Raw genomic sequence first — 24,666 nt, forward strand, 5'->3', positions numbered from 1 at the left:
GATGGCCGAGATCAAAGACCCCGAAAACACGATCATCATCGAGCTGAAGGACGGCAACGTCGTGATCGAGCTGCTGCCGGACGTGGCCCCTCAGCATTCGGCCCGCATGAAGGAACTGGCGCGTGGTGGCGAGTATGACAACGTGGCCTTTCACCGTGTGATCGACGGTTTCATGGCGCAGACCGGCGACGTGCAGCATGGTGACATGGAAGACGGGTTCAACATCCGCATGGCGGGCACCGGTGGTTCGTCGCTGCCGAATGTCCCGGCCGAGTTCTCGAAACTGCCCCATGATCGCGGCACGCTGGGCGCGGCTCGCTCGGCCAACCCGGATTCGGCCAATTCGCAGTTCTTTATCAACTTCAAGGACAACCACTTCCTGAACGGTCAATACACCGTCTATGGCCGCGTCATCGACGGGATGGAGCATGTGGATGCCATCGTACGCGGTGAGCCGCCTGCGAGCCCTGACCGCATGATCAGCGTCAAGGTGGCCGCCGATGTATAAGCTGGCCGCCGCATTCGCTCTGTTGGCCAGCCCTGCGCTGGCCACGGGTCTTGAGATCGAAATCGAAGGTGAGGGTGCGAACGGCACTGTCACCGTCGACCTGTTCGAGGATCTTGCACCGCAGCATGTCGAACAGATCACCGCACTGGCAGCTGCTGGTCAGTATGATGGCGTGGTGTTCCACCGCGTGATCGACGGCTTCATGGCGCAGACCGGCGATGTCGAACATGGCCGTATTGGCGCGGATATGCGCCGCGCGGGCACCGGTGGCTCGGACCGTCCTGACCTGCCTGCCGAGTTCTCGGACTATAACTATGACCGGGGCGTGGTCGGTATGGCGCGGGCGCAGGATCCCGACAGTGCCAACTCGCAGTTCTTCATCATGTTTGCGCCGGGTCCGTTCCTGAACGGCCAGTACACAGTGGTCGGTCAGGTCACGGACGGGATGGATGTGGTCGATGCGATCAAGCGCGGCGACGGGCCGAATGGCGCGGTCATCGGCCAGCCGGATGCGATGAAAAAGGTCACTGTGACCGAATGAACGAACAGGGCCCCGGTGCGGATTGCGCCGGGGCCTTTGCTTTGGGGCTTAGTCGTCGCCCATTGCCCGCCAGATCACGGCGCCGATTGCAGCACCGATCAGCGGGGCCACCCAGAACAGCCACAACTGCGCCAGCGCCGGGCCGTCGGCAAACAGGGCAACGCCGGTTGATCGCGCCGGGTTGACGGATGTGTTCGTCACCGGGATCGAGATCAGGTGGATCAGGGTCAGCCCAAGGCCGATGGCGATGGGCGCAAACCCTTCGGGCGCAAAATTAGACGTCGCGCCCAGAATGATCACGATGAAGAACGCGGTCATCACGATCTCTATGATCAGCGCCGACATCAGTGAGTACCCCTCGGGCGACGCCTCGCCATATCCGTTCGAGGCAAAGCCGCCCGCGCCTTCGAAACCGGGCGCACCGCTGACGATCAGATACAGCACCGCAGCGGCGGCAATCGCGCCGATCACCTGCGCAATCCAGTAGGGGATCAGGTCTTTGGCGTCGAACCGCCCTCCGATCATCAGGCCCAGACTGACCGCAGGGTTGAAATGCCCGCCCGAGATATGACCCACGGCATAGGCCATGGTCAGAACCGTCAGGCCAAATGCAAACGAAACACCCAGCCAGCCGATACCCACATCGGCCACACCTGCCGCAAGAACCGCGCTACCACAGCCGCCCAGGACCAGCCAGAACGTGCCGAAAAACTCGGCCATGAGTTTTGATGACATGAAATCTCCTCCGGAAAACAATGGGGTGGAGTGTAATTCAGAAATCAGTTTTTGTGAAATTGAAGTTTGCGGCCCGTTTCAGGCGATGGGTTTGCCAGATGCAGGGCGCGGGGGTAGACCTGAGGGACCCTCTTCAGTTTTCAGCGGGGTCCGTATGGGGCAAGAACGCAAACAACCTTTCACTCCGAAGGTCGCGGTGGGCGAGCCTTTCTACGAGCTTGTGCAAGAGGCCTATCGCGTGTTCGCCTATCCCAAACCTGCAAGCATCGAGGTGTGCGAGGGATGCTGCATGGATGCCGATATTGAGGCAGATTTCTTCAACCCTCCGATCGGCGATCTGCCACTGAGCTATGTTCAGGACTGGTACTTTGCGGCTTATGATCCCAGCGGGATCGCCAAAGCGACATGGGGTTATCTTCTGCCGCGTGTGCTGGAAATTCTGGCCTATGGCGAGGATGTCAGCAACGCCGGCCCCGAAGTCAGTCTGAACCGGTTCGCCACAGGCGTGGCCGCGAACTGGTCTGCCGACGAATGGAGCGTTCTGGACCGCTTCCAGCGCCTTTACCTGAACCGCGCCCTTGCGGATGATATGGGCGAGGCGCTTGACGATACATTGTGCATGTTCGCGCTGGCTGGCTGGCCGCTGCAGGATCTGCTGGATCAGGTGGCGGCGCAGCGCAGCGCGGTTCTGGCCCACCGGTTCTGGCGGGATTGGTGTGCGGGGCGCGTACCGGGGCGCGAGTCGGTCTGGATGACCGCCTTCTGGGAAAGCCCGGCGCGCACCGAGGTGTTCGATTTTTACACCTCTCAGGCGATGTATCGCAGGTTGCAGCAGTTGGCCTTTGCGGATGATACGCCGCCTGATCTGTCAGAGAAGGCGTTGGCAGTTGCGGCGGTGATTGAGACAGACGCAAGCTGGAACCAGCCGACCGCTTAGGGGCTGCGGCTTGGGCAAAGAAAAACGCCGCAGCGCGGGCTGCGGCGTTGGTTTCCGAAATCCGGGGGCCGGATTTATTTCTTCACTTCCGCTGCCGGGTTGCCAGCGGGCTTGGCGCTGCGGCCCGGGTTCAGCGGGTCGTCCTGACGCTGCACTGAACCTTCGAAATGCGCGCCGCTTTCGATGGCGATGGTCTTGTGGATGATGTCGCCTTCGACCCGTGCGGTCGAGGTCAGGCGGACCTTCAGGCCACGCACACGGCCCACGATGCGGCCATTAACCACAACGTCATCGGCGGTGACTTCGCCCTTGATGGTGGCGGTTTCGCCGATGGTCAGCAGATGGGCGCGGATATCGCCTTCGACAGTGCCTTCGACCTGGATATCGCCCGAGGTCTTCAGGTTGCCGGTGATGTGCAGGTCCGAGGACAGGACCGATGCGGGCGGCTTGGGCTTGGGCGGGGTGCTGGCCTTGGTTTCAGCCGGTGCAGGGGCCGCCGGAGTGGCCGGTGCGGCGGGTTTTGCTGCCTCAGGCTCTTTCGATCCGGGTTCGTTGATTTTGCTCTTAGAAAACATTTCTCGCAGCCTTGATGTAAGTCATTGGATTCACAGGTTTCCCGTTCACGCGCACCTCATAGTGCAGGTGCGTGCCGGTGGACCGTCCGGTGCTACCCATATCAGCAATATGATCCCCGCGCGAGACCCTTTGACCAACCTTTACGCGTATCTTGGTGTTATGAGCGTAAAGTGTCTCAATCCCGAAGGCGTGCTTGATCTTGACCAGCCGTCCAAAGCCCGATTGCCAGCCCGCGTGGGTGACCACACCGTCGGCTGTGGCGAAGATATCGGTGCCCGAAGCACCGGCAAAATCTGCGCCGTTATGCATCCGGCGGCCACCGGTCTTGGGGTCGCGACGGGTGCCGTATCCGCTGGTGAACCGAACCGCTGCACGCACCGGGCTGGCGAAGGGGGCCTTTTCGGCAGCGATGCGATAGAGGTTCAGCTGGTCCATCTGTTCCAGCAGGATATTGGCGCGGATCTGGTCGGGGGTCAGTTCCTCACCGCGTGTGCTGAAGGATAAAGGGGTCAGCGGACCGCCCATGCCGCTATATCCGCGCCGGACCTCTTCGAGGATGTGGTCTGTGGGCATTCCGGCCTGACGGAACATCTTGTCCAGCGGCTCGACCGAGATCACCATCGCCTCTTCCAACTGGCGGAAAATCTCTTCGCTGCGCTCCTGCATCAGGCGGATTTCCAATTCCAACTCGTCGCGCTGATCCAGTGCGCCCTGCGCGTCGGCGGCGATCTGGTCGCGCTGCGCGGCGGTGCGGGCCAGTGCGTCGGTCATAAACGCCATCTGGGCCGGGTTGGCCGAGGCCATTATATAAGCCGCATCGCCATCAGCGCTTTGTTGCAGTTCTGCCAGTTCTGCCCGGGCGTCCTCACGCTGCTTCATGGTGGCGCGAAGGGTGGTCTGGATCACCTCGATCCCGGTTTCCAACTCGCGGCGGCGGTTTTCCGATTCCAGCAGTTCCGACTGCATGACCGAGATCTGTTCGAGCGCCGCGTTGAACCGGTCATGGGCGGCCAGCGCCTCGGCGGCGCGGGCGTCGCGTTCGGTCGACAGGATGTTCAGCCGTTCCTGATAGGTGGCCTGATCGCGCTTGGCCTGTTCCCGGAAATTGCCCGATCCGATGCTGTCCATCAGCAGGATCGACGTGGCAATCGCGGTCCACGCGACCATCGCGGCAACACCGGCGACGGCTGCGATCTGAGTCTCGGAACTCAGCCGAATGAACCGTGTGTCATTGTCGGATTTCAGAAAGACCCGGCGTTCAGGAAAGTGCCGCTCGAGCAGAGAGTGCAGTTTGATTGCAAGGCGTGTGCGCACGCGTCCTACCTCAATTGTCCCCATATCCCGGAGCCGGTCGTGAGTGAGTAGCCGCTCCTTGGGGCGACTGCATAAAGCGGTCGGGCCAATCGGGCAAGTTTGTTAACCAGTCAACGGCCCCGGGCGGAGATTTCCCGCACGTGATCGGCGGGAATTTGCCGAAAGTGCGCGTTTAATGTCAGTCTGACACAACCCCGGGTGGTGGCAGGTCCTCGGTTAGCGGCCAGTAGAAATCGGGCGGTAATCCGGCCTCGGCGCGCTTTTCCTCGTTGAAGGGCGGCTTCAGGGTACTGTGGAAATAGCGGCGCACCAGCGAGTGGAATACATCCTTGGGATCTGCATTCTCGCGTCCACACAGGAAGTGGAACCATTTCGAGCCATAGGCGACATGGCCGACCTCTTCGGCATAGATCACCTTGAGCGCGGCGACGGCGTCATCTGCCTTGGCCTTGCGGAAGATGTCGATCATGCCGGGGGTGACGTCTAGTCCGCGTGCCTCAAGCACCATGGGTACCACGGCGAGGCGGCCCATCAGGTCCTCGGCTGTGTCTTCGGCGGCGCGCCACATTCCGGCATGGGCGGGCAGGGCGCCGTAATGGCTGCCCATCTGTTCAAGGCAATCGCAGACCATCTCGAAATGGCGCGATTCTTCTTCGGCGCATTTGACCCAATCGTCATAGAATCCGATGGGCATGGGGACGTGACCGAAACGGGCGATGATGTCCCAGTGCAGGTCCACGGCGTTCAGCTCGATATGGGCGACCGCGTGCAGCAGGGCGATGCGCCCCGCCTCGGACCCCGGCCTACGGCGCGGGACATCGCGCGGCGACAGCAGGTCGGGCTTGTCAGGGCGCGCAGGGTTCCGCGGGGGCGTGGCGGTTCCGATCTCGATCAGCTCAGCCTTGCCCTTGCGGGACGCGAACCATGCGGCGGCGTGGCGTTTGGACAACGCGGTCTTGGCCCGCCCATCCGCCGTGGTCAGAACCTCGGTCGCCATCTGGGTCAGTGTTTTCGCCACGGTTTGCCCCCTTACGCTGCATCCGCGCGGGGCATAGCGCGGATGCGAGGGCGGGTCGAGAGGGTCAGAGTGCCTGCACGGCCTCAAGCACCTCATCGACGTGGCCCGGCACCTTCACCTTGCGCCAGACGCGGGCGATCTTGCCCTCGGCGTCGATCAGGAAGGTTGACCGTTCGATGCCCATGGATTTGCGGCCATACATATTCTTTTCGACCCAGACGCCGTAATCCTCGCACACGGTCTGCCCGTCATCGGACAGCAGCGGTGTGGTCAGCCCGTGCTTGGCGACGAACTTGTCGTGCTTGGCGACACTATCGCGCGAGATGCCGAAAACGTGAGCGCCAGCATCGCTAAACGCTTGAAGCTGTTCCGAGAAACCGATGGATTCCTTGGTGCAGCCCGGCGTATCATCGCGGGGATAGAAAAACAGAACCACCGCGCGGCCGCGCTGTTCCGACAGGGAAACCTCTCCGCCGCCGTCGCGGGGCAGGGTGAAATCAGGGGCGATGTCTGAAACGTCGGGCATATGAGGACTCCGGGCTGAGGATATTAACGGTTGCCTCGTATCATAGGGCGCTGTGGGCAGGTTGAAAGGCGTGGAACGCAAATTGGTCCAGCAAGATCAGCAGGATGCGACGGAAGCCGGCAAAAAGCCGCGCCGCCGGTCGCGTCGGCGGACGGCTGGGCTGTGGGCCATGCGGGGCGTTTTCATTCTGGCGCTGCTGGCGCTGGTGACCGGGTTCATGGTGGTCGGGCAGACGATGCACGCGCCCGCATGGGTCCGCGACCGGGTCGAGGCGCGGCTGGATCAGGCGCTGGGCGGGGTGCAGATCCGGTTCGGCGATGTCAGCTTTATCATCCACGAAGGCTGGCGTCCGCGCCTGCGCCTGACCGATGTGCGCATCAGTGATGCCGCCGGGCAACAGGTGGCCGAGGTCCGCGACCTGCGCGCTAGCCTCGCTATGCGCCCCTTGTTGCGCGGCCATGTCCGACCCAAGCGGATCATCCTGCAGGGCGCGCAGATCGCGCTGACGCGAGGCGAGGATGGGGCTTTGTCGCTGACGGTCGGCACGAGCAGCACGCCGGTGGGCGAGGCTCCGAATCTGGCGCAGCTGATCGAAGCCTCGGACGAGGTGTTCCGGTCGCCCGCGCTGTCGGCGCTGACCTCGGTTCAACTGGATGCGATCACGTTGGACTATAGCGACCTGCGGCTTGGGCGGTCATGGGTGCTGGACGGCGGGCATATTCAGGCCACCCGCAGCGCGCGCGAGGTGCGGCTGGCCACCGGGTTCTCGGTACTGGCGGGCCGGGATTATGTCAGCGGGATCGAGGCGAACTATACCAGCTCGCTCGACAGTGCGGCGGCGCAATTCGGCGTGTCGATCACCGATCTGCCCGCCGAGGATATCGCCGGGCACAGCCCCGCGCTGGCGTGGATGCAGGTGCTGCGGACGCCGATCTCTGGGGCGTTGCGGGGCAGCGTCGACGCCGATGGAGCACTGGGGCCTGTCTTTGCCACGCTGAACCTGGGTGAAGGAGCGGTGCAGCCAACGCCGGAAACCGTTCCGGTCCGGTTCGACTCGGCGCGTACCTATTTCACCTATGATCCAAAACAGGAAGTGCTGGATTTCAACGAGATATCGATCAACTCGGCTTGGGGAGAAGTCCATGCCGACGGCAAGGCATTTCTTAACGGGGTTGAGGCCGGGCGGCTGGACAGCATGGCAGGGCAGTTCCGCCTGAGCGGGATTGAGGTTAACCCCGCCAACCTGTTCCCCGAGGCACTGAACCTGACGCGGGCGGAGGTGGATTTCCAGATGAAGCTTGCCCCGTTCCGGATGCGCGTGGGGCAGATGACGGTCGAGGATGGCGAGCACCGGTTGCGCCTCAGCGGGGCGCTGGCCGGGTTGTCTGAGGGCTGGCAGGCCCAGATCGACGCCCAGATCGACCAGATGAATTCGGATCAACTGCTGAAATACTGGCCCGAGAGGCTGGCCCCCAAGCCGCGCCTGTGGGTCACTGAGAACTTGCATTACGGCGAAATGTCCGATCTGGACTTTGCCCTGCGGCTGCGGCCCGGCGAAAAGCCCGACATCTATGCGGATTTCGAGTTCGACAAGACCAGCTTGCGGTTCGCCAAGACGCTGCCCCCGGTACAAGAGGCGCAGGGGCAGGCCAGCCTGCTGAACCGCCGCTTTACTGTGACGGCCCAGAAAGGCGTGGTGATTGCGGATGAGGGCGGGGCGGTGGATGCCTCGGGCACCTCGTTCATCATTCCTGATACGGGGATCAAGAAGGGAACGCCGGGCATCGCGCGGATTCAGGCCAGCGGCAGCGTGACGGCGGGCCTGTCCCTGCTGGATCGCCCTCCGTTGGCGCTGTTGAGCAAAGCCAACCTGCCTGTCGATCTGGCCTACGGTCAGGTGCACCTTGCCGGTACGCTGTCGCTGCCGCTGATCAAGGGGCTGAAGTTGGAAGATACCCGGTTCCATTTCGACGGTACGCTGGCCGATCTGGACAGTGACAAGCTGGTGCCGGGATTTGAGATCAGCGCCGACCGGCTGCGCCTCAGCGGGGACCAGACCGGGGTTTCGATCGACGGCGAAGGTCTGTTCGGCATCGTCCCGGTTACCGCGAAGTGGCAGCAGCCGATCGGAGGCGAGACCGCGCAGCGCAGCACTCTGACCGGTCAGATCGAATTCTCGCCCCGGCTGCTGGACCAGATCCATGCGGGGCTGCCGCGCGGGATGCTGACGGGACAGGCGCTGGCGGATTTCACGCTGGATATCGGCGCGGGCGCGCCGCCGAAGCTGCGGGCGCAATCTGATCTGGCCGGGACTGCATTGGCCATCCCCGAGCTTGGCTGGCGCAAACCGGCCGCGGCCAGCGGCACCTTGACGGCCGAGGCCACGCTGGGCGCGCAGCTCAGCGTCGATGCGCTGCGGATCGATACGGCAGGGCTGCGGGCCTCGGCGACGATTTCGTTCCGAGACGGGGATTTTGACCGGGTCCGGTTCAGCTCGTTCGAACTGGGCGACTGGCTGGCGGTTCCGGCCGAGCTGATCGGGCGTGGCGACGCGCTGCCCGATATCCGGGTTCTGGGCGGCGTGCTGGATCTGGGTAAATCGACCATTGGCGAAGGCGGCAGCGACGGCGGGGCCGGAGGGCCAGGGCCCAAGATGGACGTGACACTGGACCGGTTGCAGGTGACCGAGACGGTTGCGCTGACAGGGCTGACCGGATCGTTCCAAACTACCGGCGGGCTGACCGGCGCGTTTGCGGCGCAGGTCAACGGAGGCGCGCCGGTCAAGGGGCAGGTGGCCCCGCACAGCGGGCGCAGCGCGGTTGGCCTGACGTCGGAAGATGCAGGCGCGGTGATGCGGTCTGCGGGCATTATCACTCAGGCTCGTGGCGGCAGCCTGCAACTGCAGCTTGACCCGATTGCCGAGCCCGGAAACTATGACGTCGATCTGCGGATCGAGAACACGCGGATCAAGGATGCCCCGGCCATGGCGGCTCTGCTGAACGCGATCAGCCTTGTGGGGCTGCTGGATGAAATGGCGGGGCAGGGTATTTTCTTTGCAGGGATCGACAGCAAGATGCGCATCACGCCCACCGAGGTGAAAATCCTCAGCGGCAGCGCCGTGGGTCCTTCGATGGGTCTGTCCTTCGATGGCACGATTGATACGGTCGCGGGCGCCCTGAACCTGCGCGGCGCGATTTCCCCGATCTACCTGCTGAACGCCATCGGCAGCGTGCTGACCCGCAAGGGCGAGGGGGTGTTTGCCTTTAACTACACGCTGACCGGGCCGCTGACCGATCCCAAGGTCTCGGTCAATCCGCTGTCGGGACTGGCCCCGCTGTTCCTGCGCAATCTGATGCGCCAACCTGCGCCAACGGTCTCGGACGGCCCGAACGCCACGCCGGACCGGTCCGACACGCCGCATCCCGCCCTGCAGTCGCGGGGCGAGGACCGCTGATCGCCGGCGGTAGCCGAATCTGTTGCGGCGATGTATGGCGCGGCCATGAAACTGAGCGACTTCGATTTTCACCTGCCTGAACACCTGATCGCCACGCGGCCTGCCAGCCCGCGAAGCGCGGCGCGTTTGCTGGTGGCGCAAGGCGATGTGATCCGCGACCAGCGCGTGTTTGATCTGCCCGATTTGTTGCAGCCCGGCGACCGTCTGGTGCTGAACGACACCCGTGTCATCCCCGCGCGCCTGAACGGACGCCGCCACCGCAACAGCGCCCAAGGCCCGGTTTCCGCGGCGATCGAGGCAACCTTGCTGGACCCGCAGGCCGATGGCTGTTGGAGCGCACTGATCAAGCCGTTGAAGAAGGTCAAACCGGGTGAGGAGATTGTCTTTTCCGACGATCTCAGCGCCACGCTGGACCGGGTTGTCGACGGGCAGGCCCTTCTGCGCTTCAACCTGACGGGCGAGGATTTTGACAAGGCGCTGGAACACGCAGGCGCGATGCCGCTACCGCCATATATTGCCGCGAAACGCGCCGCGGACGAGCAGGACAAGACCGATTATCAGACCGTTTGGGCACGGCATTCCGGGGCGGTTGCAGCCCCCACGGCCTCGCTGCATTTCGACGATGCGCTGCTGCAGGCACTGGCCGCGCGCGGTGTGGAGTTCACTCATGTGACCCTGCATGTGGGCGCGGGCACGTTCCTGCCGGTGAAGGTCGAGGATGTGACGACCCACAAGATGCACGCCGAATGGGGCCGGGTCAGCCCGCAGGCCGCTGCCGAGATCGCCGCGACCAAGGCCGCAGGCGCGCGGGTGATCCCGGTGGGTACCACCGCGCTGCGCCTGATCGAAAGCGCCGCACGGGGCGGAGAGATCGCGCCGTGGGAAGGCGAGACCGACATTTTCATCTACCCGGGCTTTCAGTTCCATGCAGCGGACGCGTTGATGACGAATTTCCACCTGCCCAAATCCACGCTGCTGATGCTGGTTTCGGCGCTGATGGGGCGGGACCGGATGCGAGCGGTCTATGACCATGCCATTGGCGAAGACTATCGGTTCTTCTCTTACGGCGATGCCTCGCTGCTCATCCCCTAGCGCGCAACTTTTCCGTTAGCGTCCTCACAATGTCGTAGACAAACGCGACGCAGACGGTATTTGAGCGCAGATCGACACTTGGTTTCGGCATTTGGACGGGCGACATGCTTCAGGTTCTCTCCAGCGCTTGGGCGCTTCTTCTCGGCATGGGGCTGCTGATGGTCGGCAACGGCCTGCAGGGCACGTTGCTGGGCGTGCGCGGTGAGATCGAAGGGTTTTCGACGCTTCAGATGTCATTTGTGATGTCGGCCTATTTCCTGGGCTTCCTCGGCGGCTCGCGTCTGGCGCCCGAGATGATCCGACGGGTCGGCCATGTGCGGGTGTTTGCGGCGTTGGCTTCGTTTATTTCTGCCGTGATGATCATGTATCCGATGCTGACCGACCCGATTGCGTGGTCGCTGGGCCGGGTCGTGATCGGGTTCTGCTTTTCCGGCGTGTATGTGACGGCGGAAAGCTGGCTGAATAATGCGGCCAGCAATGAAAACCGGGGGCAGGCTCTGTCCCTCTATATGATCGTCCAGATGGCGGGTGTCGTCAGCGCGCAGGCACTGATGCTGGTGGGCGACCCTGCGGGGTACGAGACCTTTGTGATCGCCTCGATCCTGGTCTCGGTGTCCTTCGCGCCCATTCTGCTGTCGATCTCGCCAACCCCTGCGTTTGATACCACCAAGCCGATGACGCTGCGCAAGCTGTTGGAAACCTCGCCGCTGGGCTGTGTCGGCATGTTCCTTTTGGGGGGCGTGTTCTCGGCCCAGTTCGGGATGAGCGCGGTTTATGGCGCACAGGCCGGGCTGTCGCTGGTCGAGATTTCGACCTTCGTCGCGGCGTTCTATGTCGGTGCCGTCTTGTTGCAATATCCGATTGGCTGGATTTCAGACCGCATGGACCGGCGTATCCTGATCCTGCTGGTGGCGGCCGTAGGCGGTTTCGGTGCGTTGGTCGGCATGATGCTCGGCGCGGGCGCATTCCCGGTGCTCTTGCTGTCGGCGTTTTCGATCGGGGGGATGACCAGCCCGCTCTATTCCCTGCTGATCGCATATACCAACGACTATCTGGAATATGACGATATGTCCGCCGCCTCGGGCGGGTTGGTGTTTATCAACGGCCTGGGTGCCATCGCGGGCCCGATCATCACCGGCTGGCTCATGGGGCTTGGCCTGCTGGGGCCGTCGGGATTCTTCTTGTTCATCGCGACCCTGATGTTCACCATGGCGATCTACGCGGCCTACCGCATGACCCAGCGCGCCTATGTGCCGGTGGATGAGACCGGAGCGATCGCGCCGCTCTATCCAACATCATCGCCCGTGGCCCTTGAGGTTGCCCAAGAGGTCGCCATCGAGGCGGCGCAGGATGACTCGGATACGCAGGAACCTGCCTGACGCCGGATTTGTGACTTTTGTGTTGCAATATGTTACTGTGACAAATCTGTAAAAGAGATTTAAATGACGTTACGTCCCTGGGGAGGACAATTACGGAGTCTCGGGCAATGGTCGGTCCTGAAGAAGTATTGAGTTTCTGGTTGGATGAGGTTGGCCCCAAGGGGTGGTACCTGCAGGATGATGCGCTGGATGCGCAAATCCGCGACAGATTTCTGGCAACATGGAAAGCCGCGTGCGAGGGCAAATTCTCGCTTTGGCTGACCTATCCCAGCGGTTCGCTGGCCTATATTATCCTTATGGATCAATTGCCTCGCAATATGTTCCGCGGCAGCGCGCAAGCGTTTGCGACGGATCGCGCGGCGTTGGCGGCTGCAAAATGTGCCGTCGATAAAGGCTGGGACATGAAAATCGACGAGCCGGCGCGGCAGTTCTTCTATCTGCCGATGATGCATTCGGAAAACCTGTGCGATCAGGAACGCTGTGTGCGTCTGATGCACGAACGGATGCCGCAGGATGGCGAGAGCAATCTGCTGCACGCGCGCGCCCATCGCGAGGTGATCCGCAAGTTCGGTCGTTTCCCATATCGCAACGATGCGCTGGATCGAAATACAACTGAACACGAGGCCGCATATGTTAGCAATGGCGGCTACGGGGCGACGGTACGCGAACTGCAGGCCGGCGCGACCTAAGTCGCCGGCACACATCCCCGAACGGTTAGAAGGTTATTGGTCACGCGGTCGACCGAGGTGGTGATGGCGTGGTCGATCAGGTCTTCGGGATTATTCACCAGGCCCGCCAGCCGGGCCTGAGTGCTTTCCAGGCCCTCTTCCAGCTTACCCAGCCGCTGCAAGGTGGCGTTGAGTTTTTGCCGATCAGCTGAATCCAGTACGCCCTCCTGAGCTCGGATCGCAGCCAGATCGCTGCGCAGCGCGCTCAGCTCTCCGCGAATGCCCTGCGCCTGATCGCGCAGCGGGGTCACCAGCTGCAGGTTCTGGGCAAACCCGGTTCGGATGGTGTCGACCGACTGGGCCAATTTCCAGCCGAGAAACAGGCATAAGGCCAGCAGGATCAGGGTCGCGTTCAACAGGGCAAGCAACAGATCTTTGAGGGTTTTTGCCATGACAGGCCTCTCTGAAATAAACGGATATGAATGCGGTCGGGTTCGGTTCTAGCCTTTCGGAAGGTACGGGTATAGGCTGAAATCGGCGCTGAACCGGCGATCTGACCCTGCGTCACATATGTCGCGGGCAGCGCTGTTGATGCGTTGAAAAAAATAGTTTAACGGTAAACTAGTTTTGAAACCGACCTGCGCCGAGAGGGATACATGGCTGCACAATCTTATGATCTGATCGTAATCGGGGCCGGCCCCGGGGGCTATGTCGCCGCTATTCGCGCAACCCAGCTGGGCCTGAAAACCGCCATTGTCGAGCGTGAGCATCTGGGCGGCATCTGCCTGAACTGGGGCTGTATCCCGACCAAGGCGCTGCTGCGCTCGTCCGAGGTGTTCCATCTGATGGAGCGCGCCAAGGATTTCGGTTTGAAGGCGGACAAGGTCGGCTATGATCTGGACGCGGTCGTCAAACGCTCGCGCGGGGTTGCGGCGCAGCTGTCAGGTGGCATCGGGCATCTGCTGAAGAAAAACAAGGTGACCGTGGTGATGGGTGAGGCAACGATCCCCGCCAAGGGCAAGGTCAGCGTCAAGACCGACAAAGGCACCGAAGAGCTGACGGCCAAGAATATCGTGTTGGCCACGGGCGCGCGGGCGCGCGAACTGCCGGGACTTGAGGCCGACGGTGATCTGGTCTGGACCTACAAGCACGCGCTGCAGCCGCCGCGGATGCCCAAGAAACTGTTGGTCATCGGCTCGGGCGCAATCGGCATCGAATTCGCCAGCTTCTACAACACGCTGGGTGCGGACACGACCGTGGTCGAGGTCATGGACCGCGTACTGCCCGTCGAAGACGCGGAAATCAGCGCCTTCGCCAAGAAAGCCTTCACCAAGCAGGGCATGAAGATCATGGAAAAGGCGATGGTCAAGCAATTGGACCGCGCCAAAGGCAAGGTGACCGCGCATATCGAAGTGAAGGGCAAGGTCGAAAAGCACGACTTTGACACCGTGATCTCGGCCGTCGGTATCGTGGGCAATGTCGAAAACCTTGGGCTTGAGGCTCTGGGTGTCAAGATCGACCGGACCCATGTGGTCACTGATGAATTCTGCCGGACCGGGGTCGACGGCCTCTATGCCATCGGTGACATCGCGGGTGCGCCCTGGTTGGCGCATAAGGCCAGCCACGAGGGCGTCATGGTCGCTGAACTGATCGCGGGCAAACATGCGCATCCCGTCAAACCCGAAAGCATCGCAGGCTGCACCTACTGCCAGCCTCAGGTCGCGTCGGTGGGTTATACTGAAGCCAAGGCCAAAGAACTGGGCTATGACATCAAGGTCGGGCGCTTCCCCTTCATCGGCAACGGCAAGGCCATCGCGTTGGGTGAGCCCGAAGGGATGATCAAGACCATCTTCGACGCCAAGACCGGAGAACTTCTGGGTGCACACATGATCGGGGCAGAAGTGACCGAGATGATCCAGGGCTATGTGGTGGGCCGCCAGTTGGAGACCACCGAAGAAGACCTGATGAACACGGTCTTCCCGCATCCCACCCTTTCAGAGATGATGCATGAAAGCGTTCTGGATGCCTATGGGCGTGTGATCCATATGTAAGGGAAGGGGGCTCTGCCCCCGCCGCGGCAAGCCGCGACTCCCCCGGGATATTTATTGGCCAGATGAAACAGGGGATCCGCACTTCATCTGGCTAAAAATATCCCGGAGCGCGAGGCAGAGCCTCGCAAAAAGTCCTAACGGTTCAGAGCGTCCAGAATGCGGGCCCAAGAGCGGATGCCCTTGTGGAAGCTTTTGACGTCATATTTCTCGTTGGGCGAGTGGATGGCGTCATCGTCATTGGCATAGCCCACCAGCATCGAATCCAGTCCTAGGATCTCGTGGAAGTAGCCGACCACGGGGATCGAGCCGCCCATGCCGGTAAAGACGGCCTCGCGGTTCCATTCTTCGGATAGCGCGCCGCGGGCGGCTTCGAATTCGGGGCGGTCGAGGTTCATGACCGAGGCTGGGTCGCCGGCCACGTTATCCTCCCACGCGATTTTCGCGTCGGTCGACAGGCGGTCCTCGACGTGTTTGCGGATCTTGCCGCGCAGCGCGGCGGGGTCCATGTCGCCGACCAGACGGCAGGTGATCTTGCAATGCGCCTCGGACGGGATCACGGTTTTGGTCCCGACACCTTGATAGCCGCCCCAGAGGCCGTTGATCTCGAGCGTCGGACGGGCCCATTGCTGTGCCAGCGTCGAGTATCCCTTTTCGCCGTGCGGCTGGGAATAGCCCACCGAGTTCAGATATTCCGCCTCGTCAAAGCCGCAGTTTTCCCACTGGCGCAGTTGCTCGGCCGAGACCTCGTGGACGCCTTTGTAGAAGCCGTCGACGGCGACGCGACCGGTGTCTTCGTCATAGAACGACGCGATGATCTTGGACACTTCGCGCAGCGGGTTCAGGCCGGGGCCGCCGTAGTGGCCCGAATGCAGGTCGATGCGCGGGCCGGTGAGGGTGAATTCCTCTTCGAGCAGGCCGCGCAGTTGCGAGGCAATCGACGGGACGCCGCGCGAGACCATGGACGTATCACAGACCAGCGCAAGATCGGCCTTCAGCTCCTCGGCATGTTCCTTGAGGAACGGCGCCAGCGAGGGCGAACCGGATTCCTCTTCGCCTTCGAAGAAGAAGGTGATGCGGCAGGGCATTTTGCCATGAACGGCTTTCCAGGCGCGGCAGGCCTCGACAAAGGTCATCAGTTGGCCCTTGTCGTCGGATGCCCCGCGCCCGCGGATGACCTGACCTTGGTCGGTGTCTTCCAGCGCAGGATCGAACGGGTCACGGTTCCACAGTTCCAGCGGGTCCACGGGCTGCACGTCGTAGTGGCCATAGAACAGCAGATGCGGTCCGTCTTCGCCTTCGCCCACTTGGCCAACAACCATCGGGTGCCCGGTTGTGGCGCGTTTCTCGGCCCGAACACCCAGGCTTTGCAGATCGGCGACCAGCCAGTCGGCGGCCTGTTCGACCTGCTGATCATACTCGGGGTCGGTCGAGACCGAGGGGATGCGCAGAAACTCCATCAGGCGGTCGATGGAGGGGGTCAGATCGGAATCGATCCGGCTCAGTACGGCGTCAAGCGACATGGTGTTCTCCTGAATTGTCCTGAATTTGGTAGGGTATGTAGCAGCGTGGGGAGGGCCCTCCAACACGCGTTCATCGAAAACCGGCTATGCATTGGGGTATTGAGTCGCCCTGCGTCGTTTCCTCGCGTCGGATGGGCGTAACACCACTTGTCGACTGAGGTTTAGGTCGATATTTGATGCAAATCAATGATGCAGCTTTTTCTGGATTATACTTGAGTGGTTCAGAGGAACGTAATCCGACGCCCAGCGGGGCGCGGGACAAACAGCCGCCCGGCTGCCGCGAACAGAGGCCGGGCATCCAGGGAGGGTCCGTTGGACTATACTGCTCAGCTCGATTCAGCGATTGCCAGGCTGCATGACGAAGGCCGTTACCGGACTTTTATCGACATTGAACGCCGCAACGGGCACTTCCCCCACGCGGTCCGCACCTGCCCGGACGGGTCGCAGCAGAATATCACCGTCTGGTGTGGCAATGACTATCTGGGCATGGGGCAGAACCCGGTTGTTCTGGATGCCATGCACGAGGCGTTGGATGCTGCCGGCGCGGGCTCGGGCGGGACGCGCAACATTTCGGGCACCACCGTTTATCACAAGCGGCTTGAGGTTGAACTCGCTGACCTGCATGGCAAAGAGGCGGCGCTGTTGTTCACAAGCGCGTATATCGCCAATGACGCGACGCTGAGCACGCTGCCCAAGCTGTTCCCCGGCCTGATCATCTATTCCGATGCGCTGAACCATGCCTCGATGATTGAAGGCGTGCGCCGCAACGGCGGGGCCAAGCGTATCTTCCGCCACAACGATGTTGAACATCTGCGCGAGCTGATGGCAGCGGACGATCCCGCGGCCCCCAAGCTGATCGCGTTTGAATCGGTCTATTCGATGGATGGCGATTTCGGACCGATCGAGGAGATCTGCGATCTGGCCGATGAATTCGGCGCGCTGACCTATATCGACGAGGTCCACGCGGTTGGCATGTACGGCCCCCGCGGCGGCGGCGTGACCGAGCGTGATCGGCTGGCCCATCGCATCGACATCATCAACGGCACGCTGGCCAAGGCCTATGGCGTGATGGGTGGCTATATCGCCGCCAGCGCAAAAATGTGTGACGCCGTGCGCTCATATGCGCCGGGCTTTATCTTCACCACCTCGCTGCCGCCTGCGGTTGCGGCGGGGGCTGCGGCCTCGGTCGCGCATCTCAAGCGGACGCCCGAGCTGCGTGAGCAGCACCAGACGCAGGCTAAGATCCTCAAGCTGCGCCTCAAGGGGCTGGGTCTGCCGCTGATCGACCATGGCAGTCATATCGTGCCCGTGATCGTTGGTGATCCGGTGCATACCAAGATCCTCAGCGACCGGCTGCTGGATGACTACGGCATCTATGTTCAGCCCATCAATTTCCCGACCGTTCCGCGTGGCACCGAGCGCCTGCGCTTTACCCCGTCTCCGGTGCATGGGCCTGATGAAATGAACCGTCTGGTGCAGGCGATGGACGAACTTTGGTCACATTGTGCGCTAAATCGCGCCGAACTTGCTGGATAACCTCACACCAAAGTGTGCAACGAGTTTGCTGCGTGTTAGGCTTAAGCTAACAAAAGTAGCGGACGAATCGTCATAGGGGCGATTCGCCGCTGACGCGTAACACGCGACAGGCAAAGATGGGGCAGCAGGAATGATTGGGCGCAGATCACAGCGCGATTCCGAAGAGGACATGGATGTCAGACCCAAGGGGTTTGATGACTATGAGGTGCGGCTTGGCGATGTCATGCGCGGCGAACGCGCGACGATGGGCAAGTCTCTTCTGGATGTGCAGCGTGAACTGCGGATCAAGGCCAACTACATCGCTGCCATCGAAAACGCCGATCCCGACGCCTTTGACACGCCCGGTTTCATCGCCGGGTATGTGCGGTCCTACGCCCGTTATCTGGGCATGAACCCAGACGAGACGTTTCAGACCTTCTGCAAGGAAAGCGGCTTTGAGGTCGCCCATGGCATGTCGGCCGAGGCGTCTGTGGTCAAGAAAGCACCGGGCGGTCTGCCCGCGCGTGGACCGATGGGGCGGGATCCCTTTGTCTCGCCCAACACGCCTTATATTCCGGGCCGCGAATCCGTTGTCAGCCAGATTGAGCCGCGGGCCATTGGCTCGACCCTGGTTCTGCTCGCAGTCATCGGCGGCATTGGCTATGGCGGCTGGTCCGTCCTGAACCGCATCCAGCAGGTGCAGGTCAGCCCGGTTGAGCAAGCGCCCGTCGTACTGACCGACCTTGATCCGCTGGACGCGGCGCAAGCGCGGACGGAAGAAACCGAGCTGGCCCGCGCTGACGTACCAAGCTCTGAGGCGCTGGACCGGCTGTATCGCCCGCAGGCGCTGGATGTGCCGGTGCTGGTGGCGCGCGATGCGCCGATTTCGACGCTTGACCCCCGGACGGTTGGCACCTTCCGCGCGCCTGAGCCGCCGCAAATTCAGGTGACAGAAGTTCATACGGTCGAACGTCCGGCGCTGCCGCAGGTGGTCGAACAACTGGATACGACGCTGAAGATCGTGGCCGTGAACCCGTCTTGGATGCGCGTCACCGCCGCAGATGGCAGCGTGATCTTCGAAGGCACCTTGGGCACGGTCGAACAGGGCAGCACGTTCGAAGTGCCGCTGACCGAAGAACCGCCGCAGTTGCGGGCAGGGGCCTCGGGGTCTGTCTATTTCTCGATGAATGGCGAACATTTTGGCCCGGTCGGTGCACCCGGCACCGTGACCAAGGGTGTTGTCCTGTCCAAGGATGCAGTGGCCGAGAATTTCGCCGTGGCCGATCTTGAAGCCGATCAGAACAGCGCACTCAAGCAGTTGGTCGCCGAACTGCAGACCGAGGCGGCAGAAGCGCCCGCCGAGTGATCTTGGCATTGCTCCCGCCGGGTTGGCGAACTATCTAAGGCGCAACTCAGGCTGATCCGGACCGATCGACATGTCCCACAATCCCGTACGTCCGTGGCGCGATATCTATCGCCGCAAATCCCGACAGATCATGGTCGGCAATGTGCCCGTCGGGGGGGATGCGCCGATTGCCGTGCAGACCATGACCAACACGCTGACCACCGATGTCGCGGCCACCGTCGCGCAGGTACAGGCGGCGGCTGAGGCGGGGGCGGACATCGTACGCGTCTCGGTCCCCGATGAAGCATCTTCCGAAGCGTTGAAAGAGATCGTGCGCGAAAGCCCGGTGCCCATCGTGGCCGACATTCATTTCCACTATCGCCGCGGGATCGAAGCCGCCGAGGCCGGGGCCGCCTGCCTGCGGATCAACCCGGGCAATATCGGTGACGAAAAGCGGGTGAAAGAGGTGATCGCCGCGGCGCGGGACCACAATTGCTCGATCCGGATCGGGGTGAATGCAGGCAGCTTGGAAAAGCACCTGCTTGAGAAATACGCCGAACCGTGCCCCGAGGCGATGGTGGAAAGCGGGCTGGAACATATCCGTATCCTTGAGGATAACGACTTTCACAACTTCAAGATCAGTGTGAAAGCCAGTGATGTTTTTCTGTCAGCCGCCGCCTATCAGGGCATCGCCGAAGCCACCGACGCGCCGATCCATCTGGGCATCACCGAGGCTGGAGGGCTGGTCAGCGGCACGATCAAATCAGCCATCGGTCTGGGCAACCTGCTGTGGATGGGCATCGGCGACACGATCCGCGTCAGCCTGTCCGCCGATCCGGTGGAAGAGGTCAAGGTCGGCTTTGAAATCCTGAAGTCTCTGGGCCTGCGCCATCGCGGCGTCAACATCATCTCATGCCCCTCCTGCGCGCGGCAGGGGTTTGACGTGATCAAAACGGTTGAGGCGCTGGAACATCGGCTGGAGCACATCAAGACGCCCATGAGCCTGTCGGTTATCGGCTGCGTGGTAAACGGCCCGGGAGAAGCGCTGATGACCGATGTCGGCTTCACCGGCGGCGGGGCCGGGGCCGGCATGGTCTATCTGGCGGGCAAGGCCAGCCACAAGATGTCGAACGCTCAGATGATCGATCATATCGTGGAAGAGGTTGAGAAGAAGGCAGCCGAGCTGGATGCAGCAGCTGAGGCGGCAGAATAACGCTGGGGCTCAAGGCGCGCACAGGTACCGGTCATCGTGATTTGGGCGGCGGGTGTATATGCTTGGTTGCGGTACGAGGAACGCTGCAGGCCTATGTCAGTGTTCCGGTTTGAACGTGAACACAGCCATTGTTACTCGCCGAAATTCGGATAGATGAATCCGTTCACAGGGTAGGAGCTGCCATATTGCCCCGGCCGGCTCTCTACGCGGACCAGTGTCCAATCGTTGTTTTTAGACACGTCCTTAACGCCCATTTTCAACGACACTTTGTTGCGGTGCCAATTGGCGTGGTTGATGACAACCTCCCGCTCAGTGACAATGTCGGATACAACAGCCACATGGCCCAGGGGCATTCCTCGGGTTGCCCGAAACGACATCACTGAACCCACAACTGGTTCATTGCCCCGCTCAAAGATATTGCGCGCCTTTCCCCACCAGTCTTTGGCGTTGCCGCGAATCTCGATGCCGCTGAGGTCTCGTGCATAAGGCACACACCATACGCGTTGCCCCCGGGCATGTTTTCTTGAGACTTCCTGTAGGGCTACCGCCTGAAGTTCAGGATCGAGATCTGTTTCGTTCGGGCTTTGAGCGCAGGCTGATACAAGAATTGAAAGCCCCAGCGCAATTGCAACGCGGGCGTTGCCGTGCAGGCGCGGCCAATTCGGATTCGTTTTGCGAACGCGGTTTAGCAAGAAACTTCGGTGTCGGTTTGAGTGGTAACGAAGTTTTAATGCGATCTTAATGATGATGAAAAGAGCGACGTAAGCTCCCGGCAATTTTTTGCCAGTTCAGAATGCGATTCCTGTGTCTAAGGGCACGCCCAAAGACCTACCTATACCCTTCGTTGCAGTAGAAACCGGCAATAGAATAAATGTGAACTCTGGCGGCCGTAAAAGGAAGGGCCGCCAAATCTCAGAACAGCGTATGTCGAGGGCGGCTCTGCCGCCTCTACGCTTATCCTTGTTCGGCCCGAACACTATCTGCGATCTGTTGCATCTGATCGGCGGGCAGGAATCCGCGCAACATCTCAGTGCCCAGAACGAACGAAGGTGTTCCCGAAATTCGCATGCGCTGAGCCAGTTGGCGGGTCTGGGCGATTTCTGCGGTCACCTCATCGCTGCCCATCGCCGCCACGATGGCGTCGCTGTCCAGACCCAGACCGTCTGAGATCCGGCGCAGGGTCACCTCGGAAGGTTCGCCGCTGAACTCCAGCAGGGCGTCATGGACCTGCTTATAGGCATCGTCCCCGGCCACCTGTTTTGTCGCGATGGCAAAGCGCGACGATACGACCGAGGCGTCGCCCAGAATGGGCAATTCCTTGATCACCAGCCGGATATTGCCATCTGCGGCCAGCAATTCGGCCACTTCGGGCACCGCGCGGCGGCAATAGCCGCAGCGATAGTCCATGAACTCGACCAAAGTGATGTCTCCGTCCGGGTTGCCGCCCACCCAGCTGTAGCCGTCGTTGAACAACGCGTCCGCGTTGGCGGCGACCAGTTCTTTGTCAGCAGCAGCCTCGGCGACGGCGTTGCGTTCTTCCAGAATGTTGATCGCTTCGATGATCACTTCGGGATTTTCCAGCAGGTATTCACGCACCTGCGCACCGAATTCGGCCCGCTCGGCGTCGCTCATGGCGTTCAGGTCCAGCGCGTGCGCCGGAGCGGCAAGCATGGAAAGCCCCAGAAGGGCGGTTGCAGCATGTCTGAGGATCATTTCCGTTTCCTTTTCTGTTTCTTCGCCCGTTCCGAGGCAATCAGCACATCCTGCGCCCGTTGCCACCCCGGAGACCCCTCGGGCAGTTGCCCAAGGGCGCGTCTTGCGTGGATACCTGCATCATCCAGCCGACCATGCAAGGCATATCGTTCTGCGGTGACCGCCGAGGCCATACCATTATTCCCAACCTGCGCATACGCCGCGCCAAGGTCCTGCATCAACCGGGCATTTCGGTAGTCCCTTGCACGTGCTTTTTCAAGCGCTTGCAAGGCGTCCTTCGTTTGCCCATCCGCCAGCAGGGCCCGCCCGTACCCGGCCAAAATCAGCGAGTCATTCGGGGCCATATCAACAGCTGTGCTGTAAGCTGCAACCGCTTCTTTCAGACGGCGGTTTTCCAGCAGGATCTGGCCTTTCAATTCATAGAAGAATGGATCGTCGGGCCGGATTTCAAGGGCCTTGTCGATAGCGGCGCGGGCGCGGGTCAGATCGCGGTTCTGGTGATGGGCCGAAGCCTCGCGCATCAGGCGGATGCCGGGGTCGGTTTCCTCGACCGCGCGGCGCAGGGTCCAGCCGGGCGCGCGCAGCCAGGCCGACAGTTTGCCCTTGACCCGCGCGAACCAATAATCGGCATTGGCGTTCTGCTGGGCCTTGTCGCCGAACTCATCCAGAAACTGTTCAGCGGCGCGCAGGCGTTCGCGGCTGGTGGGGTGCGAACGCATATAGGGATCCTGATTGGCCTGACTCAGCAATTCCTGACCGGCGAATTTGCGGTGCAGGTTGACCATCCCGCGTGGAGAGATACCCGCCCACCGCAGATAGCTGGCCGCGCTGCGATCGGCCGAGGCCTCTTCGGCACGCGTGTGCCCCAGAAAGCTGCGCAGCGCCGAGCCCGAGGTGCCAGCGGCGATGCCGGCGGCGGCTTCGCCTCCGCCCGCCGCGGCGACGATCAGGGCTAATGCGGTGCCGAACTGGGCGTTGCGTTGGGCCGCACGCAGGTTCTCGGCCCGCCGGGCAAGGTGGCCATTGGCGATATGGGCGGCCTCATGTGCGATGACGGCCTGCAGCATCTCGGGCGAGTCGACCGACAGGATCAGACCATAGTTCACGTAGATGGTGTTGTAGTCGATGACGAAGGCGTTGAACGTGCTGTCATTGACCACCAGAATCCGCACGCGGTTGGTGTTCAGCCCGGCGGCGCGCAGGATCGGAAAGGCCAGTTCGCGCAGGCCGTGCTCGATATCGGGGTCGCGGATCAGGTTCTGGGCGCTGGCCTGTGCGCTTGCCGCCAGCCACAGCACCGCAGCCAGCATCAGGGCCGGGATTGACGCCAGCCGGGATACGCGTTCAAAAGCCATGGCCGCAACATGGGAGATGGGCATGAGAAACTCAACCCGGTCCGGGGTCGACCCGTTCATTGTGATGGACGTGATGGAGGCCGCCCGCAAGGCCGAGGATGGCGGTCGCCACATCATCCACATGGAAGTCGGCCAGCCCGGAACCGGCGCGCCCAAAGGCGCAACCGCCGCGCTGGCGAAGGCCATGGAGCAGGGGCCACTGGGCTATACGGTGGCTTTGGGCCTGCCCGCGCTGCGCCAGCGCATCGCGCGGCTGTATGGCGAGTGGTATAATGTCGATCTGAACCCCGAGCGCGTGGTGATCACCCCCGGCTCGTCGGGCGGGTTCCTGCTGACCTTCACCGCTCTGTTCGACAGTGGCGACCGTGTCGGCATCGGCGCGCCGGGCTATCCGTCTTATCGGCAGATCCTCAAGGCGCTGGGGTTGGTGCCCGTTGACTTGCTCACCGCGCCGGAAAACCGGTTGCAGCCGGTGCCTGCCGATTTCGCCGGTCTGGACCTGCAGGGCCTGATGGTCGCTTCGCCCGCCAATCCCACTGGCACGATGCTGGATCGCGCCGCGATGGGCGCGCTGATCGAAGCGGCACAGGTGCAGGGGGCCTCGTTCATCAGCGACGAGATTTATCACGGGCTGGAATATGAAGCCAAAGCCGTCACCGCGCTGGAACTGACGGATGAGTGCTATGTGATCAACTCATTCTCCAAGTATTTCTCGATGACCGGCTGGCGGGTTGGCTGGATGGTGGTGCCCGAGGATCAGGTGCGTGTGGTCGAGCGGATTGCGCAGAATATGTTCATCTGCGCGCCCCATGCCAGTCAGGTGGCGGCGCTGGCCGCGATGGTTTGCGACACGGAACTGCAGGCCAATCTGGACGTCTATCGCCGCAACCGCGCGCTGATGCTGGACGGGTTGCCCAAGGCCGGGTTCACCAATATCGCGCCGCCCGATGGGGCGTTTTATGTCTATGCCGATGTCTCGGACCTGACCAACGACAGCCGCGCCTTTGCGGCCGAGATTCTGGACAAGGCTGGTGTCGCGGTCACCCCGGGGTTGGATTTCGATCCCGTGCGCGGGCACACGACGCTGCGGTTTTCTTATGCGCGCGCGACGGCGGATATCGAAGAGGGCCTGGCCCGCCTGCAGCGTTTCATGGTCGAGCGCGGGGCGATTGCCGCGCCGGTCTAGGGCGTTCACAAAACGGCGTT

The 24,666-nt window shown here is 62.0% G+C and carries 22 protein-coding genes; 12 read left to right on the forward strand and 10 right to left on the reverse strand.

Annotation, left to right across the window (positions count from 1 at the left end):
- Window position 1 precedes the first annotated feature (1 nt).
- A complete protein-coding gene (locus ACR1XV_RS02890; protein WP_480528787.1) occupies window positions 2-508 on the forward strand; it encodes a peptidylprolyl isomerase in 507 nt (168 codons plus the stop codon).
- Window positions 501-1,049, forward strand: coding sequence for a peptidylprolyl isomerase (locus tag ACR1XV_RS02895; RefSeq protein WP_480528788.1), 549 nt, complete (start codon window positions 501-503; stop codon window positions 1,047-1,049). The genes ACR1XV_RS02890 and ACR1XV_RS02895 overlap by 8 nt, the downstream gene beginning before the upstream one ends.
- Before the next feature lie 48 nt (window positions 1,050-1,097).
- Here the strand turns inward: ACR1XV_RS02895 and aqpZ are convergent, their stop codons facing one another.
- Window positions 1,098-1,784, reverse strand: coding sequence for an aquaporin Z (gene aqpZ / locus ACR1XV_RS02900; RefSeq protein ID WP_480528789.1), 687 nt, complete (start codon window positions 1,782-1,784; stop codon window positions 1,098-1,100).
- Between the two features lie 196 nt (window positions 1,785-1,980).
- On the opposite strand from aqpZ, the gene ACR1XV_RS02905 reads away from it, so the two are divergent.
- Window positions 1,981-2,721: a hypothetical protein gene (locus tag ACR1XV_RS02905; RefSeq protein ID WP_480528791.1), complete on the forward strand. Its 741-nt coding sequence runs from the start codon at window positions 1,981-1,983 to the stop codon at window positions 2,719-2,721.
- A 74-nt stretch (window positions 2,722-2,795) separates the two neighbouring features.
- Here ACR1XV_RS02905 and ACR1XV_RS02910 read toward each other — a convergent pair whose 3' ends face one another.
- The 4 genes from ACR1XV_RS02910 to ACR1XV_RS02925 all read right to left on the reverse strand — a co-directional run bounded on the left by ACR1XV_RS02910 (window position 2,796) and on the right by ACR1XV_RS02925 (window position 6,155).
- Entirely contained in the window at window positions 2,796-3,296 is a 501-nt protein-coding gene (locus ACR1XV_RS02910) for a bactofilin family protein (RefSeq protein WP_480528792.1), read from the reverse strand.
- Complete coding sequence (locus ACR1XV_RS02915) at window positions 3,286-4,611, reverse strand: DUF5930 domain-containing protein (protein WP_480528793.1); 1,326 nt, start codon at window positions 4,609-4,611, stop codon at window positions 3,286-3,288. The genes ACR1XV_RS02910 and ACR1XV_RS02915 overlap by 11 nt, the downstream gene beginning before the upstream one ends.
- 178 nt (window positions 4,612-4,789) lie before the next feature.
- Window positions 4,790-5,608, reverse strand: a complete 819-nt coding sequence (locus ACR1XV_RS02920) for a ferritin-like domain-containing protein (protein ID WP_480529287.1) — start codon at window positions 5,606-5,608, stop codon at window positions 4,790-4,792.
- A gap of 85 nt (window positions 5,609-5,693) precedes the next feature.
- Complete coding sequence (locus tag ACR1XV_RS02925) at window positions 5,694-6,155, reverse strand: peroxiredoxin (protein ID WP_480528794.1); 462 nt, start codon at window positions 6,153-6,155, stop codon at window positions 5,694-5,696.
- Between the two features lie 70 nt (window positions 6,156-6,225).
- Between ACR1XV_RS02925 and ACR1XV_RS02930 the strand changes: the two genes are divergently transcribed.
- The 4 genes from ACR1XV_RS02930 to ACR1XV_RS02945 all read left to right on the forward strand — a co-directional run bounded on the left by ACR1XV_RS02930 (window position 6,226) and on the right by ACR1XV_RS02945 (window position 12,769).
- Entirely contained in the window at window positions 6,226-9,609 is a 3,384-nt protein-coding gene (locus tag ACR1XV_RS02930) for a YhdP family protein (protein WP_480528795.1), read from the forward strand.
- Window positions 9,610-9,654: 45 nt separating this feature from the next.
- Window positions 9,655-10,701 carry a tRNA preQ1(34) S-adenosylmethionine ribosyltransferase-isomerase QueA gene (gene queA / locus ACR1XV_RS02935; RefSeq protein ID WP_480528796.1) on the forward strand — a complete coding sequence of 349 codons (1,047 nt, stop codon included), beginning with the start codon at window positions 9,655-9,657 and terminating at the stop codon, window positions 10,699-10,701.
- A 104-nt stretch (window positions 10,702-10,805) separates the two neighbouring features.
- A complete protein-coding gene (locus ACR1XV_RS02940; protein ID WP_480528797.1) occupies window positions 10,806-12,080 on the forward strand; it encodes an MFS transporter in 1,275 nt (424 codons plus the stop codon).
- A 107-nt stretch (window positions 12,081-12,187) separates the two neighbouring features.
- Complete coding sequence (locus ACR1XV_RS02945; protein WP_480528798.1) at window positions 12,188-12,769, forward strand: DUF924 family protein; 582 nt, start codon at window positions 12,188-12,190, stop codon at window positions 12,767-12,769.
- Here the strand turns inward: ACR1XV_RS02945 and ACR1XV_RS02950 are convergent.
- Window positions 12,766-13,200 (reverse strand): hypothetical protein, encoded by a 435-nt coding sequence (locus tag ACR1XV_RS02950; RefSeq protein ID WP_480528799.1) that lies wholly within the window; start codon window positions 13,198-13,200, stop codon window positions 12,766-12,768. The two genes, ACR1XV_RS02945 and ACR1XV_RS02950, sit on opposite strands and share 4 nt — an antisense overlap.
- Window positions 13,201-13,404: 204 nt before the next feature.
- On the opposite strand from ACR1XV_RS02950, the gene lpdA reads away from it, so the two are divergent.
- Window positions 13,405-14,799 (forward strand): dihydrolipoyl dehydrogenase, encoded by a 1,395-nt coding sequence (gene lpdA, locus ACR1XV_RS02955; RefSeq protein ID WP_480528800.1) that lies wholly within the window; start codon window positions 13,405-13,407, stop codon window positions 14,797-14,799.
- A 134-nt stretch (window positions 14,800-14,933) separates the two neighbouring features.
- Here lpdA and ACR1XV_RS02960 read toward each other — a convergent pair whose 3' ends face one another.
- Window positions 14,934-16,319: a dipeptidase gene (locus ACR1XV_RS02960; RefSeq protein ID WP_480528801.1), complete on the reverse strand. Its 1,386-nt coding sequence runs from the start codon at window positions 16,317-16,319 to the stop codon at window positions 14,934-14,936.
- 312 nt (window positions 16,320-16,631) lie between these two features.
- Between ACR1XV_RS02960 and hemA the strand changes: the two genes are divergently transcribed.
- The 3 genes from hemA to ispG all read left to right on the forward strand — a co-directional run bounded on the left by hemA (window position 16,632) and on the right by ispG (window position 20,392).
- Window positions 16,632-17,855: a 5-aminolevulinate synthase gene (gene hemA / locus ACR1XV_RS02965; protein WP_480528803.1), complete on the forward strand. Its 1,224-nt coding sequence runs from the start codon at window positions 16,632-16,634 to the stop codon at window positions 17,853-17,855.
- Window positions 17,856-17,985: 130 nt separating this feature from the next.
- Window positions 17,986-19,200 carry a helix-turn-helix domain-containing protein gene (locus ACR1XV_RS02970; RefSeq protein ID WP_480528804.1) on the forward strand — a complete coding sequence of 405 codons (1,215 nt, stop codon included), beginning with the start codon at window positions 17,986-17,988 and terminating at the stop codon, window positions 19,198-19,200.
- Window positions 19,201-19,270: 70 nt separating this feature from the next.
- On the forward strand, window positions 19,271-20,392 hold the full coding sequence (gene ispG, locus ACR1XV_RS02975) for a flavodoxin-dependent (E)-4-hydroxy-3-methylbut-2-enyl-diphosphate synthase (protein ID WP_480528805.1): 1,122 nt from the start codon (window positions 19,271-19,273) through the stop codon (window positions 20,390-20,392).
- 131 nt (window positions 20,393-20,523) lie between these two features.
- Here ispG and ACR1XV_RS02980 read toward each other — a convergent pair whose 3' ends face one another.
- The 3 genes from ACR1XV_RS02980 to ACR1XV_RS02990 all read right to left on the reverse strand — a co-directional run bounded on the left by ACR1XV_RS02980 (window position 20,524) and on the right by ACR1XV_RS02990 (window position 23,484).
- On the reverse strand, window positions 20,524-21,084 hold the full coding sequence (locus ACR1XV_RS02980) for a CHAP domain-containing protein (protein ID WP_480528806.1): 561 nt from the start codon (window positions 21,082-21,084) through the stop codon (window positions 20,524-20,526).
- A gap of 262 nt (window positions 21,085-21,346) precedes the next feature.
- Window positions 21,347-22,105: a DsbA family protein gene (locus ACR1XV_RS02985; RefSeq protein WP_480528807.1), complete on the reverse strand. Its 759-nt coding sequence runs from the start codon at window positions 22,103-22,105 to the stop codon at window positions 21,347-21,349.
- Window positions 22,102-23,484, reverse strand: coding sequence for a M48 family metalloprotease (locus ACR1XV_RS02990; protein WP_480528808.1), 1,383 nt, complete (start codon window positions 23,482-23,484; stop codon window positions 22,102-22,104). Before ACR1XV_RS02990 ends, ACR1XV_RS02985 begins: the two co-directional genes overlap by 4 nt.
- On the opposite strand from ACR1XV_RS02990, the gene ACR1XV_RS02995 reads away from it, so the two are divergent.
- Complete coding sequence (locus tag ACR1XV_RS02995; RefSeq protein WP_480528810.1) at window positions 23,483-24,646, forward strand: pyridoxal phosphate-dependent aminotransferase; 1,164 nt, start codon at window positions 23,483-23,485, stop codon at window positions 24,644-24,646. The two genes, ACR1XV_RS02990 and ACR1XV_RS02995, sit on opposite strands and share 2 nt — an antisense overlap.
- The last annotated feature ends 20 nt before the right edge of the window (window positions 24,647-24,666 follow it).

This window comes from Ruegeria sp. AD2(2025) (assembly GCF_056542385.1).

What these genes read in the sequence shown, in the direction of transcription:
- ispG (WP_480528805.1), top strand. Translation starts at nt 19,271, where the DNA reads ATGTCCCACAATCCCGTACGTCCGTGGCGCGATATCTATCGCCGCAAA.
- ACR1XV_RS02990 (WP_480528808.1), bottom strand. Translation starts at nt 23,484, where the DNA reads ATGCCCATCTCCCATGTTGCGGCCATGGCTTTTGAACGCGTATCCCGG.
- ACR1XV_RS02890 (WP_480528787.1), top strand. Translation starts at nt 2, where the DNA reads ATGGCCGAGATCAAAGACCCCGAAAACACGATCATCATCGAGCTGAAG.
- ACR1XV_RS02995 (WP_480528810.1), top strand. Translation starts at nt 23,483, where the DNA reads ATGAGAAACTCAACCCGGTCCGGGGTCGACCCGTTCATTGTGATGGAC.
- ACR1XV_RS02985 (WP_480528807.1), bottom strand. Translation starts at nt 22,105, where the DNA reads ATGATCCTCAGACATGCTGCAACCGCCCTTCTGGGGCTTTCCATGCTT.
- aqpZ (WP_480528789.1), bottom strand. Translation starts at nt 1,784, where the DNA reads ATGTCATCAAAACTCATGGCCGAGTTTTTCGGCACGTTCTGGCTGGTC.
- ACR1XV_RS02970 (WP_480528804.1), top strand. Translation starts at nt 17,986, where the DNA reads ATGATTGGGCGCAGATCACAGCGCGATTCCGAAGAGGACATGGATGTC.
- ACR1XV_RS02950 (WP_480528799.1), bottom strand. Translation starts at nt 13,200, where the DNA reads ATGGCAAAAACCCTCAAAGATCTGTTGCTTGCCCTGTTGAACGCGACC.
- ACR1XV_RS02925 (WP_480528794.1), bottom strand. Translation starts at nt 6,155, where the DNA reads ATGCCCGACGTTTCAGACATCGCCCCTGATTTCACCCTGCCCCGCGAC.
- lpdA (WP_480528800.1), top strand. Translation starts at nt 13,405, where the DNA reads ATGGCTGCACAATCTTATGATCTGATCGTAATCGGGGCCGGCCCCGGG.
- ACR1XV_RS02910 (WP_480528792.1), bottom strand. Translation starts at nt 3,296, where the DNA reads ATGTTTTCTAAGAGCAAAATCAACGAACCCGGATCGAAAGAGCCTGAG.
- ACR1XV_RS02920 (WP_480529287.1), bottom strand. Translation starts at nt 5,608, where the DNA reads ATGGCGACCGAGGTTCTGACCACGGCGGATGGGCGGGCCAAGACCGCG.
- ACR1XV_RS02895 (WP_480528788.1), top strand. Translation starts at nt 501, where the DNA reads ATGTATAAGCTGGCCGCCGCATTCGCTCTGTTGGCCAGCCCTGCGCTG.
- queA (WP_480528796.1), top strand. Translation starts at nt 9,655, where the DNA reads ATGAAACTGAGCGACTTCGATTTTCACCTGCCTGAACACCTGATCGCC.
- ACR1XV_RS02945 (WP_480528798.1), top strand. Translation starts at nt 12,188, where the DNA reads ATGGTCGGTCCTGAAGAAGTATTGAGTTTCTGGTTGGATGAGGTTGGC.
- ACR1XV_RS02940 (WP_480528797.1), top strand. Translation starts at nt 10,806, where the DNA reads ATGCTTCAGGTTCTCTCCAGCGCTTGGGCGCTTCTTCTCGGCATGGGG.
- ACR1XV_RS02960 (WP_480528801.1), bottom strand. Translation starts at nt 16,319, where the DNA reads ATGTCGCTTGACGCCGTACTGAGCCGGATCGATTCCGATCTGACCCCC.